This is a genomic window from Corynebacterium sp. ES2730-CONJ, from assembly GCF_024834055.1.
Taxonomy (GTDB): Bacteria; Actinomycetota; Actinomycetes; order Mycobacteriales; family Mycobacteriaceae; genus Corynebacterium.
In genome coordinates, this window is sequence record NZ_JANUXZ010000002.1 from 109,633 (window position 1) to 122,524 (window position 12,892).

General features: G+C 53.3%; 11 protein-coding genes. 6 read left to right on the forward strand and 5 right to left on the reverse strand.

Features of this window, described 5'->3' with window-relative positions; all coding sequences use genetic code 11:
- Positions 1–65 precede the first annotated feature (65 nt).
- From NXS13_RS02755 to NXS13_RS02765, 3 genes are all read left to right on the forward strand, one after another.
- Positions 66–965 (forward strand): sulfurtransferase, encoded by a 900-nt coding sequence (locus tag NXS13_RS02755; protein WP_259077206.1) that lies wholly within the window; start codon positions 66–68, stop codon positions 963–965.
- A 292-nt stretch (positions 966–1,257) separates the two neighbouring features.
- Positions 1,258–3,030 (forward strand): acetyl/propionyl/methylcrotonyl-CoA carboxylase subunit alpha, encoded by a 1,773-nt coding sequence (locus NXS13_RS02760; RefSeq protein ID WP_259077781.1) that lies wholly within the window; start codon positions 1,258–1,260, stop codon positions 3,028–3,030.
- A 71-nt stretch (positions 3,031–3,101) separates the two neighbouring features.
- Positions 3,102–3,455 carry a hypothetical protein gene (locus NXS13_RS02765; protein WP_259289325.1) on the forward strand — a complete coding sequence of 118 codons (354 nt, stop codon included), beginning with the start codon at positions 3,102–3,104 and terminating at the stop codon, positions 3,453–3,455.
- 73 nt (positions 3,456–3,528) lie between these two features.
- Here the strand turns inward: NXS13_RS02765 and NXS13_RS02770 are convergent, their stop codons facing one another.
- From NXS13_RS02770 to upp, 4 genes are all read right to left on the reverse strand, one after another.
- Positions 3,529–5,316: an HSP90 family protein gene (locus tag NXS13_RS02770; protein ID WP_259289326.1), complete on the reverse strand. Its 1,788-nt coding sequence runs from the start codon at positions 5,314–5,316 to the stop codon at positions 3,529–3,531.
- 49 nt (positions 5,317–5,365) lie between these two features.
- A complete protein-coding gene (locus NXS13_RS02775; RefSeq protein WP_259077209.1) occupies positions 5,366–6,781 on the reverse strand; it encodes an NAD(P)H-quinone dehydrogenase in 1,416 nt (471 codons plus the stop codon).
- A 136-nt stretch (positions 6,782–6,917) separates the two neighbouring features.
- Positions 6,918–8,081: an amidohydrolase gene (locus NXS13_RS02780; protein ID WP_259289411.1), complete on the reverse strand. Its 1,164-nt coding sequence runs from the start codon at positions 8,079–8,081 to the stop codon at positions 6,918–6,920.
- 271 nt (positions 8,082–8,352) lie between these two features.
- Positions 8,353–8,988 (reverse strand): uracil phosphoribosyltransferase, encoded by a 636-nt coding sequence (upp, locus tag NXS13_RS02785; protein ID WP_259289327.1) that lies wholly within the window; start codon positions 8,986–8,988, stop codon positions 8,353–8,355.
- Positions 8,989–9,083: 95 nt separating this feature from the next.
- Between upp and NXS13_RS02790 the strand changes: the two genes are divergently transcribed.
- Genes NXS13_RS02790 through NXS13_RS02800 form a run of 3 tightly spaced genes read left to right on the forward strand, consistent with a single transcriptional unit; the run spans position 9,084 to position 11,574 of the window.
- Complete coding sequence (locus NXS13_RS02790; RefSeq protein WP_259077211.1) at positions 9,084–9,365, forward strand: hypothetical protein; 282 nt, start codon at positions 9,084–9,086, stop codon at positions 9,363–9,365.
- Positions 9,362–10,303, forward strand: coding sequence for a C40 family peptidase (locus NXS13_RS02795; protein ID WP_259077213.1), 942 nt, complete (start codon positions 9,362–9,364; stop codon positions 10,301–10,303). The genes NXS13_RS02790 and NXS13_RS02795 overlap by 4 nt, the downstream gene beginning before the upstream one ends.
- Positions 10,304–10,341: 38 nt before the next feature.
- Entirely contained in the window at positions 10,342–11,574 is a 1,233-nt protein-coding gene (locus NXS13_RS02800) for a hypothetical protein (protein WP_259289328.1), read from the forward strand.
- Between the two features lie 216 nt (positions 11,575–11,790).
- Here the strand turns inward: NXS13_RS02800 and yhjD are convergent, their stop codons facing one another.
- Positions 11,791–12,876 (reverse strand): inner membrane protein YhjD, encoded by a 1,086-nt coding sequence (yhjD, locus tag NXS13_RS02805; protein WP_259077217.1) that lies wholly within the window; start codon positions 12,874–12,876, stop codon positions 11,791–11,793.
- Between the last annotated feature and the right edge of the window lie 16 nt (positions 12,877–12,892).

The window sequence follows — 12,892 nt, forward strand, 5'->3', positions numbered from 1 at the left end:
ACTATAACCCAGAAATTTTCTTCATTTCCCTTAAATTGTTTATCAGAAAGGTTTAATACTTCATTATGGCCCTGCCCTTTGACCCGTACCCCCCTTTTCGCGAATTCGCGCATCCCGAACGCATAGTCTCCTCATCATGGCTATCGGCTCACTTAGGCACCCCCGGATTATGCGTAATCGAATCTGATGAAGGGAAGAGCTTATATAATATCGGCCATTTACCTGGCGCCATCCGAATTGACTGGGGTGAGGACTTAAATGACCCCCTAGCCCACGACTTTATTAGCAGCGAGCAGTTCGCTCAATTAATGCGGAAAAAGGGTATTAGCCGAGACGATACGGTTGTTATCTACGGCGAAAGATCGAATTGGTGGGCCGCATATACCTTGTGGATCTTTGAGCTCTTTGGGCACCCCGATGTTCGTCTTCTAGATGGCGGACGAGATGCGTGGATTTTAGAAGAGCGCGATATTTCCTTTGATATCCCACACTTACCTGAAAGTGACTACCCTGTGGTTGCGCGCAATGACGAGCTACTGCGGGCATTTGTCGAAGAAGTAGCCCAGGTTGTGACCCAAGATCAATCCCACTCTCTCGTCGTTGATGCCCGGAGCAACAAGGAGTACCAGGGCTTAGAGCACCGGGATGAAGCACTCGACCTCACCGAACGTCAGGGTCATATTCCAGGTGCTGTAAATATCCCCTGGGAAAAAGCCCTTTATGCCAACGGTCGCTTCCGTAAACGCTCGGAATTAGCGAATTTATACCACGATCTTGTAGAAAGAGACGAGATCATTGTCTACTGTAGCGCTGGTAACCGGGCTGCCCTAACATGGTTTGTCCTCAAGTATTTGCTAGGAAAAGAAAACACCCGTCTTTATGACGGCTCGTGGCTGGAGTGGAGCAATATGGTGCGCAAGGAAGTCCGCCGCGGCCCGCATCCCTTCGGCACTGAGACTACCTAATACTCGTTAATCGTGCTGGCCAGTTCAAAGGTGGGTTTCAGTATCGCCTGAAGTGGTAACCCCTTGTACATGATCTCTGTAGAATAGAGATATGCGAAAAGGTGATCTGAGCAACCCTTATCAGGTAAAGTTTTTTCGACAAAACATTTTAAGGGGTGTAAGCGTCGTCCTTTGTCTAGTCATAGGCTGAAAAGGGACGTGACTTACGGCGCAACCCAGCGGGGGATCTCCTCTCGAGCTTTTCAACCACCACAAGAAAATATCCACCTTAGAGTAACCAGGAGTGCTTCACGTGACTGTGGAACAGAAAAAAATCACCAAAGTACTCGTCGCTAATCGCGGCGAGATAGCCATTCGCGTGATCCGCGCAGCTCGTGACGCCAATATCGCAAGCGTCGCGGTGTACGCTGAGCCCGATGCTGATGCACCCTTTGTTTCGCTTGCCGACGAAGCTTTCGCACTGGGCGGACAAAACTCCGCGGAATCCTACCTTGTGATCGACAAAATCCTCGATGCCGCAAAAAAATCCGGCGCCGATGCGATCCACCCAGGCTACGGATTCCTCTCCGAGAACGCAGACTTTGCTCAAGCAGTCATCGATTCTGGTCTGATCTGGATCGGTCCTTCCCCGCAATCCATTAAGGATCTGGGAGACAAGGTGACCGCTCGGCACATCGCTTTAACCGCCGAAGCCCCCATGGCACCGGGAACCAAAGAACCTGTCCGCGATGCACAGGAAGTCATCGCATTCGCGGAGGAATACGGTCTGCCGATCGCTATCAAAGCCGCCTTCGGTGGCGGCGGCCGCGGCATGAAGGTGGCTTATACTATGGACGACGTAGCGGAGCTCTTTGATTCCGCCACGCGAGAAGCCACCGCCGCCTTCGGCCGTGGAGAGTGCTTCGTGGAGCGCTACCTTGACAAGGCGCGCCACGTTGAGTGCCAAGTTCTTGCCGATCAACACGGCAATGTCATCGTCGCAGGTACTCGCGATTGCTCCCTCCAGCGTCGCTTCCAAAAAGTAGTTGAGGAAGCTCCTGCCCCCTTCTTAACGGATGAACAACGCACGCAACTACACGAATCCGCAAAGCGCATCTGCCGCGAGGCTCACTACTATGGTGCGGGCACTGTGGAGTATCTCGTGGGTTCCGATGGACTTATCTCCTTCCTCGAGGTCAATACCCGCCTGCAGGTCGAACACCCCGTTACCGAAGCAACAACGGGACTAGACCTCGTGCGGGAACAGTTCCGCATCGCCGAAGGAAAGCCACTGCATATCACCGAAGATCCTGCGCCGCGCGGCCATGCTTTTGAATTCCGCATTAACGGCGAGGATCCAGGCAATAATTTCATGCCCGCCCCAGGCATCATTACCGCTTATAACGAGCCGTCAGGCCCTGGCGTACGCGTTGATTCTGGTGTGAGGCAGGGCTCCATCATCAGCGGACAGTTTGACTCGATGTTGGCCAAACTAATCGTCTATGGTGAGACTCGGCAAGAGGCGCTCGAGCGCTCCCGGCGCGCCCTGGCGGAATACACCATCGAGGGTATGCCCACCTCCTTGAATTTTCATCGCCATATCGTGGCAAACCCCGCCTTTATAGGCTCTGATGAGGATTTTGATATCTATACCAAATGGATCGAGGAGGAATGGGTCAATCCCCTTGAACCCTTTGCCGATCCCGACGAGATCCCCGACGACGAGGAGTCATCAGCGAGTACCACGGTGGTCGTTGAGATTAATGGGCGCCGCGTTGAAATTGCTATCCCTGCAGATCTGGCCCTCGGTGGCCAAACTCCTCGTAAAAAAGTTCGCAAGCGGCGCTCCAGCGGAGCTAAGACCCAAGCTTCAGGCGATGCCGTTATCGCCCCTATGCAGGGCACCGTCACTAAGGTATCTGTCCACGAAGGCGATGAGGTATCCGAGGGCGATGTGGTGGTGGTACTGGAAGCAATGAAGATGGAAAACCCCGTCAAGGCTCATAAATCGGGAACTGTCACTGGCTTAAGCGTCGAAACTGGCCAAGGTGTCAGTAAGAATGACGTGCTCCTAGAATTGCAGTAGTCCGCCCAGTCCCCTCACGGTATGGGAGGGGATACTCCAGAGGCCCCTAACTGCGGCTAAACTACAAAAGCATGGACGTAATCGAACTCAATGGGGGACGCTTTTATTTGCGCCCGCTTCACGACGACAACCGCATCGATGATCGCCCCGCTCTCGCGCAGATCACCGATAATCCCCAGGAGATTCTCACTAGAGCTCGAAGCTCAGCGAAAGACTATTACTGGGCAATCTGCGAACAAACCCGCGTGGATATGGTAGCTCTCGCTCACTTCGACGGGACTATAATCACCACAACTCCTATCGGCGACCCTGATAGAGTTCTCCCCAATGATCCGGTTCTGCCGGCGATGACCGTTCAGGACGCTGCTGATTTAGGCCGGGAAGTTGTAGCACGCTATATAGACAGACACAACCACTCAATTTGAGAAAGATCAAGAGAAAAAAAGGGGGTGATTGGATACCACCCCCTCTTTTTTCTATTGGGGAGTAGGGGTACCCCTACTCCCCAATAGAGATATTGATGAGCGCGGAATAAACTTCAGTTGCCCACGTTCGCGCCTGTATATTTAGCGAGTGGCGTCCTGCTAGGAGCGCCTGGATATACAAACCCCTAATGGCATTCGTGATAACCGGCCTCCCCTGAGCCTTGAGCAATTGGTACACAAGTGTCGACTGAGCATTGAGGACAAGCTGGGCGCGAGCGTCGTCAAGCTCGGGTTGTAATTTCTCGAACTGATCAAGTAATCCTGCTAACCCAGAGTCTCCCACCGCTTCGCGAGCATTTTTTTCCAAGACTCCAGCGCCCGCTGCGTCGCGCGGTACAACTAGAACTGGCACGCTTGAAGGATTAAAATTGCGCACAATCACCGCTATGTCTTGGCCCTCCAGAGCCTGCTGGCAGGCGGCAATGAGGGGAAGGAATTGAGATTCATCGCTTGGTGAGAGTTTCTTAAAAGCGCCCACGATATCAGCCGTAGTTACTGTCACAACCGCGTGATCCGGATGATCGAGACGAACCTGCTCAATGATCTCCTGATCGTAGACATACCCGGCGTTAACGACCACCAAATCATTGGCAGCAGCCACGGGCACGATCGCCTGGAATTGATGGTCGGTTGCACAATAGCGCAGCGGACCCTTCGCCATAACTGCACCAAGCGTGAGCCGACCATGCGAGGTTTCCATCGGTACAGCGCGCACGACGAGGTCCCGAGTTTCTCGATCAGTCGTAGCTAGGGCTTTCAGACCCGCCATATGCAGGCTGAGGAAACGTCTAAACTCGTCATCCTCAAGTGAATTCATCCATGCGCGAATAGCTTTACCAATTTGTTCACGGGTGTCGTCTAATAGTTCATCGTCGACGATATCGTCGCGACTCGCTGTGGGCCTGAGATAATCAGTATTACCTACGACGCGCACGAAATATGCCCATTCAGGGACCAGATCGGTGATTTTGGATGACAGTAAGATATTGCGGAGATAAAGCCGATGCCGTGCGCTACTCCCTGGATGAGTGGCGTGGCCATAAACGAAAGCGACCCCGGTGAAACCAGCGATCTCTACGCTCACATCGATGATGGCAAAAGGTTCGAAACCGAAATGCTGCTTACACCATTGCACTTGGCGCCGGCGGGTATCCTCCCACACAGGGATAGGCTCGCTGATGAGGACCTCACCCCCATATACCCCCTCTACCCCAATAGTGACGGGGAGATATTCACCGTAACGGCGCGCGATCTCAGCGATCTGCTGCTTATCAAAATCGGCTTCACCGGGAATTGCTTGCAAAACCACGAGCGTGCCCTGCCGCGGTAGATCGTCACGATCTGCAACAGCTGACACCTCCCACGTGCCGTTCGCATGACCACGCCAACATACGGTTGGAGCGTTATCGCCGTTCTTGGTGTACACCGTGATCTCGTTGGAGACGAGAAAACAGGAAAGTAGGCCGATGCCAAATTGACCCAGATAGTCCGATCGGCGGAGTCCGAATTCGTCGCGCTTCGACGAGCCGCCAATGGTGGCTAGGAGCTGCTTCGCTTGATCCTCGGTGAGCCCAATGCCATTATCGATGACCTTGAGCTCGCGTTTATCCACGATCAGACGGATGGTACCCCCATCATCCCAATGGGGATCGGCAAGGGTACGCGCGTGGATAGCATCGACTCCATTTTGCAACAGCTCCCGAATATACACATTGGAGCTGTTGTATAGATTGCGCGACAGCAGTTCAACCATGCCGCCCAAATCTACTTGGAATTGACCTTGTTCATTCGAGTTGGACACACATACCTCGTCGTGGGGAAGTTGGGGGATCTAGAGTATTTGAATCTTTTTAGCACAGATCGTCGTGCACGATTAATTGGCGCGCAGCTTCGGTGATTGAGCCGGAAAGGGAAGGATAGACTGCGAATGTACTCGCTAACTGGTCAACGGTAAGCTGATTGGTCACCGCCACGGCGATGGGAAGAATCAACTCCGATGCCGTTGGAGCCACCACCACTCCCCCGATAACGATGCCAGAAGCTCTGCGGCAGAAGATCTTGACAAAGCCGTGGCGTAAAGAGCGCATCTTCGCTCGGGGATTTCGCGGGAGAGGGAGGGTATAGGAACGGGCAAAAACTTCACCCGATTCAATATCGTGCTGGGTGACCCCCACAGCAGCTATCTCGGGGCGGGTGAATACCGCGGTAGCTACCGTCTTCAACCGTAACGGGGTTACCCCTTCCCCCAATGCGTGGTAGATAGCGATACGGCCCTGCATAGCTGCCACCGATGCCAGCGGGAACTGATCAGAACAGTCGCCGGCGGCATAAATACCCGAAATATTGGTACGCGATACCCGATCAACTTTGATATGACCAGAAGAGGTCGTCTCTACCCCAAGCTTCTCTAGACCCAGATTTTGGGTATTGGGAATAGATCCTACTGTCATCAAAGCGTGAGAGCCTGTAATCACGCGACCATCTGTTGTACGTACACGCACTCCCGTATCGGTGGCGGTGACACTATCAACGCGAGCATGTTTTTCCAAAGATACGCCGCGTTCTGCGAGCACGGTCTCAAGCACATCAGCGGCGTCTGCATCATCGTGGGGCAGAATGCGATCGCGGGAGGCTACCATTGTCACCTTGACGCCGAGTTCAGCGAAGGCGGATACAAATTCTGCTCCAGTAACCCCGGAGCCGACGACGATCAAGTGCTCTGGGAGGGTTTTTAACCTGTAGATTTGGCGCCATGTAAAGATGCGCTCCCCGTCGGGTTGAGCTTTAGGCAGGATGCGCGGAGTGGTTCCCGTAGCAATAAGGACCAGGTCGCCTTCGAGGGTTTCCTCGCTGCCATCACGTCCGGTCACTTTGACATAATGTCTGGTCTGCTTGGGACTGTAATCATCGAGAACCCCATAGCCGTCGATAATACGTACGCCGGCGGCAGTAACGGCAGCCCGAATATCACTGGATTGCTCACCTGCGAGTTGCTGTACACGCTCGTTGAGAAGAGTGAGGTCCAGGTCCGTTTCGTTGAGGCTATCGCCTAAACCCATATCGTCGGCGCGCCGCATATCGGTCTTGATATTGGCACCGGCGATAAAGGACTTCGAAGGCACGCAGTCGGTAATTACTGCGGATCCCCCGAGGCCCTGCTCTTCGACGAGGGTTATCTGCGCGCCATATTTCGCACCTGTTAAGGCCGCCTCGTAACCCGCGGGACCGCCTCCAATGATGATGATGCGCTTATTAAGACTGGACAAACGTCGTTACCTCCGGCACTAATGTCGATCGCGCACCTTTAAGGTCGAATATACATAGCGCGCGAGTATGAGAGTTTGCCTAAGACTTAGGCATTTCTCACTTAGTCTAGTGCGAAGCACGGGGAAGTTTCGTTCTTTATCGCTGTTCTTGTTCCAACACACCGGCGAAGAGTTGCACACCGACTGGTATGGACGCTGCGTCTGCCAACATGGTGGCTTTATGTAGATCGCCTGGTGAGTGGGTGCCGTCCCAGCATCCTAGTCGAGCCATCGCACCTGGAACAGTTTGTAAGTACCAAGAGAAATCTTCACCGCCAGCCGATTGGGACACTGGAACCGTGGAGGACCGGTCGCGCATTTGTGCCGCCTTGGTGAATATCTCCACGGCCTCCACATCGTTGATAACGGGGGGAACGCCACGGGTATAAATGATCTCGTGCTCACAACCAGTAGGTGCCAAAACCTGCGCAATGAGTTCTTCAAGCAATGGCTGCAGCTCGTGCCATACTTCGATGCGACCGGTGCGCACGGTACCGCACACGGATCCTGTCTCGGGGATAGCATTGCCCGCTCGACCCGCATGGATTGCGCCGAATACTAAGACGGTGCTCGTCGACGCATCGACGCGTCTGCTCAGCAGGCCTGGTAGGTCAATGACTAATTTAGACAGTGCATAAACCACATCACTAGTGAGATGGGGTCTTGAGGAGTGACCACCTGGACCACTCACTCTGATCTCTACCAGGTCACCCGCGGAAGTGAGCGCACCTACCTTCAAACCTACGGTTCCAGTTCGGATCTTCGGTTCGGCATGAAGGGCGTAGATTCTCTCTACCCCCGACAGTACCCCTAGTTTCACAATCTCGGGGGCACCTGAGCCCATTGCTTCTTCGGCTGGTTGAAAAATGATCCGCACATTGCGCCGCACGAGACCTTGTCGCTGGGCCTCTATAAGAGCCCGAGCGAAGCCCAATGCGACTGTAATGTGTATGTCGTGACCGCATGCGTGCATAGTATTGTCGTGGCGCGAGCTATAAGGGGCGTTAGTGTGCTCGTGAATAGGTAACGCATCAATATCTGCGCGAAAGGCTACGCTACCCATCCTAGATTCAGGATCGGCAACAATATCGACTACCAACCCAGTACGCGGGAACAGAGTAGGTTCGAGTCCCCCTTCTCTTAGTTTCTCGGCGATAAAAGCGGTGGTATTGAACTCTTCGTTCGATAATTCAGGATACATATGGACATGGCGTCGCCAGTCCATGAGTTCTTCGTGGTGCTCCTCGCACCATGCGCTCATAAAAGCGTGGAGATTCTGATTATCAGTATCGTTCAAGTTCATCCTCTTTAGTCACCGTTTTTGAGTTGTCTTTACAGGGCGCCTGCACCCTCCTTAATGTAGCCTTAGTGAGCCGAGCTACCAATGTGCGGGTTCTCTTCGGTTGATTCGTGCCCTGGTAAGAGCACAGTGTAAGAGCACAGTGCACACCCCTTGAGAACTAAATCTTGCGGGGTGTGCTACGAAGATCTAGAAGATCTATTCGGCATCGACCTTTGGTAGTGCCAGATAGTTAGAGATCGATATTGCGCGGGCCGTAGAGTCGATCGCCAGCATCGCCTAGACCGGGGACGATATAAGCATCGTCGTTAAGATCAGCATCAATTGTTGCGGTCACGAGGCGCACGGGCAGGCCTGATTGGGCGAGCGCATCGACACCTGCTTGCGCCGAAACCATACAAACAGCAGTGATATCGGTTGCGCCTCGATCATGAAGGATTCGGATGGCGTGCAGCAAAGAACCACCGGTGGCCAGCATGGGGTCTACAACGAAGACGGTGCGGCCCGTGAGATCCTTAGGCAGTGCCTCCAAATAAGGTACTGGCTGGTGAGTGACTTCGTCGCGAGCCAGTCCGATAAAACCAACCTGGGCATCAGGGATCATTTTGAGGGCGGGGTCGATCATACCGAGTCCTGCGCGAATGACCGGGACAATAATAGGAGGATCTTGGAGTCTAGTCCCTTCGGTTTGCGCGACGGGTGTGACGAGCGGAAAGGTTTCGACGGGCAGCAGACGCGACGCCTCGTAAATGAGCATGGCGCCGAGATCTGCAAGTGCGGCACGAAAGCCAGCGTTATCGGTGCGCTTATCGCGCATAATTGACAAGCGAGAAGCTGCTAGTGGGTGGTCCACGGTCAAAATATCCATACCCGTCATCGTAGCCCCTCACCCATACTCACCTCTACTTTTCTCTTGTAGGGCGCCAACGGAACCGAAAGGGAGTAGGTGAAGTCTTAACAAGCATGACCAATACGTTGAATATTGCACCCGAGACTGTGCGCTCGCTCGCCAAAGATGTCCTCGATTTAGCTCAGACTCCCATCCCAGAGCACCTTCTCCCCGGTGAAATATTGCCAGGGGTAGGCGACTATATCACCGCTTTTAATGCTTGCGTGCACGCCCTGGGGTCGCGAGCACAAAACCAAATCCAATACGTAGAGGAAAGCACCGACCGTGCGTTGAAATGGTTGCATACGATCGAAACCGATGACCTCACCCTTGCCGAAAGGTTGGCCCAACAATGATGGACTTTATATCTGAGGCTGAGAAACTACTTCAGCCCCTCAACCCTGCACCGCTACCACAGGTCCCCAACTTTGAGAAGGTAGGTCCTTTAGCTCAGGAATTTGGGGTAGAGCCTGCAGTATTCTTAGCGGAGAATGTCAATCTTATTAGAGACACTGTAGAGGCTGGCCAAACTGTGCTGCCAGCCTTAGGTTTAATCAACCAAGCCCGTATAAAATTGCAGCAACTCGCCTGCAAATTCTTCGCCCGTGCTATCGCTTTGCTCAGCCAGGTGGCAGTCCCCAACCCCGCCATCAGTGGACCAGCTCTTACCATGCTCCTGCGGCTGCCAGCGCAATTTCTAACTCAGGCCTACTGTATTCTCGAGCAATTGAAATTAGCATTAAGTCCCTATACCAAGGTTCTTGAGGATGTCTCGCAACGCGGGAAATTTCTAACTCTGAGTACTCAGCGGATGGTGACCAAGGAACTCATTCCAGCCCTTAAAGATGCTTGCAAAGCTGCCGACATTCTCCCACCCACAATCAGCTCGCTCGACTCAGAATCTTCGGGTGAACAAGCACTAAGCTCAACTTCACACTCACCTGACCAGAGCCAGATGAGGGGACATAAAGCTGTAGAGATCGCCCGCAGCGCCATCGGCACTCCATACCAGTGGGGTGGCACCTCACGCCAGGGTTTTGACTGCTCAGGGCTAACCCAGTGGGCTTGGCGACAAGCGGGAGTGGAGTTACCTCGCATTGCTAGCGAGCAAGCCGTGGGACAACCAATTAGTCGCGAAGATCTCGCTCCCGGAGATCTCCTGGTGTGGAGCGGACATGTGGCCATGTACTCTGGCGATGGAATGATGATCGAGGCTGGTAATCCGGTCTCAGAAAATCCCCTCAGGACCACCAATATGGGGATGGATTTCAAGGGCTTCTTCCGCCCCCAATAGATGCACTTTAACCATATAAACGGCTAGGATATATCTCCATGAGTAAAAACGGCATTTTCCCAGTAAAAATCTCTTTGACCGAGGGTGATTTCTTTACCCTGTGGGCTCCCGAATGGCGCGAACACGGAGCGGAGTGGCAAGCCTTCCTTGGAAAGGGCGATGACCTCTTCCTCTTCGAGTCGCCAGCCCATATGCTTATTTTTATTGAAGAAAATGCTAGCCATGACTTGAGTAGCCACCCTAAGTGGGCGGCGTTTAATCACCTCGGTGCCGAGCGTGTGGTTCCCGATGCTAAGCACTACTATGATCTGGTTGGCCTGCCAAAGATTCTCGCCGATCGCCCGAGCTATGAGAATGTTTCTCATGTGGCGCGCACCTTCAAGATCGCCCGCAGCCTAGCTGACGTCATGGCCGCCACAAGTGTGCAGGTATTCTTTTCTTCTCACTCCATCCTGAGCAATGCTGAGCGCGGTGCAGACCATTTCAGCGGTGACGCAGGCGCCTCTGAATGGACGGCTATTGGTCGTGTGGTGCTAACCAACTGGGATAAGGTGGTCGATGCCCTCGATGAAGCCGTCACCATCGCCCCTGGTGTCGAGGCTGCGGCTCTCGCCGATGCGGAAGCTCGCGTAGAAGCTGGCCTTGTTGCTGCCGCGGAACTTCTCGAGCAAGAAGAGGCCAGAAGAAAGCAAGAGGCCGAGCGTGTTGACCCTTATGACACCACGGTCTGGGCTGCGGCTGGTATTGATCCCATCAAAATTTCTATCTCCGGGCGTACCGTTTATACTCTGCGTACCTATGTTGAGGCACAGCCAGTATTCTTAGGCAAATATGGAGAAATTTTCACATTCTCCTCCTCCAAAGCCCTGGTCCGCTGGCTAATCGAACATACAGAGCATGACCTCGCTATGGTAGCTACCTGGGAAGATATTATGACCGCAGCCAATGCTGGCACCCTTGAGGTCTCCGTTCATCCCGACAACGTCTACTCATTCAATGGGATCGCCCGCGATATCGCTCAAGGCCCCGAGAGCGTTGATAAGACTCAAGTATTGCAATCCTATGAACTGCTTGCCGACGCCGCCGACTGGGCTCAAGACGATTCACTTAACGCCTTCTTCTTAGCTAACCCTCGCATGCAAGACTATATTTCTTATATTACGGGCGGCACCCGCCAAGTTGGCTATACCCCGACGCCTCCTTATGACGAGCACACCACCTTGTGGACTCAGCTGGAAGAGATGCTTACTAAGCGCTTCTCTCGCTTCTAGTGTCATACTCAAACCCCCACCGCTTTTGAGCAGGTGGGGGTTTGAGTATATCTATCCCCGATGGTGGTTGATATACGCACTCCGGTTGAACAGAGTACCTACCCGGCCTACCGCGGCGGGTACCCCCCCCATATCTCCAATAGGGTTGGGGGCCAACGCACTACCCCCGCACCCACAAGTTTTTATCTTTGGGGTGCGGGGGTAGTGCGATGGCGATTACTTCTTTTTCAAGAAGAAACTCACGACTCCAGTCACTGCCGCTCCGAGTGCTAAGCCTGAGCCGATTGCGCCACTAGACGATGCTAGTGGAGTAACCTTGACCTGCTCTCGGACACGAATGATAGCTGGAGGTGGTGGATCCAACTTCGCGATAGCAAGAGCTTCCGGTGTCGTGGCTGCCCACGCGCTGCAGTACAAGACGATTCGCCAAATAAAGTAGAAGAGCACCATTACACCGATAATTGGGCCGAAGGTCGCACCTGCGGGGTTGCTCAGGGCATTGGAGAAGAAAAGGGAGCCCAATTGCTTGAATACTTCAAAGGCTAGAGCGCCGATAATGCTGGCATGAAAAGCCGATTTCATGGGAACGGGGCCACGTGGAAGGCGCTTCATGAGCCAGAAGAACACCAGGAAGTTGGCCAAAATACCTAGGGCTAAAGCTACCACTGTAGTCATCCACTGGATCCCGGGGATATCCTCGAGGCCAAGGAATTCGATCAGCTGGGAAGTTAGACCAGAACTGCCGATAACGGTGATGCCAATAGCAACGATCATGAGCACCAATAGTGCAATGAGACGAATAAAATCGTTGAGCTTTGTTTTGAAGAAGTTTTCTTCCTTGATGGGGTAGTTCCAAATCATCGAAATACCCGTGGTGAGATGGAATACCCAGTTCAGGCCGGACCATAGGGCAGTGATTCCGCCGATTCCGAACATGGCACCACGCTGTTCAATGGCGGTGTCGATAATTTCATTGAGGGTTTCCCCCATCTGGCCGGAAACCTGAGCAGTAATGCGCTCGTTGATGTCCGCCAAGAGTTCGGGGCGGCTGGCCAAAACAGTTGCTATACCAGCGAAGATAAGCATGAGTATGGGGAACATACTCAAGACTGAGAAATAGGTAATACCTGCGGCAAACTGGTTTCCCCCGTTTTGGGTATAACGCTCGGTCATGAGCATGACATGATCAAACCAGCCCCATTTGGCACGGTATTTATCCATCAAGCCTTTTTTATCTTCGGTCGCTCGTTCAATCCCATACTCGTCCTCTTTAGTACGGACTGGGTGCTTATTGGTAGCCAAAAATCTGTCTTTTCTC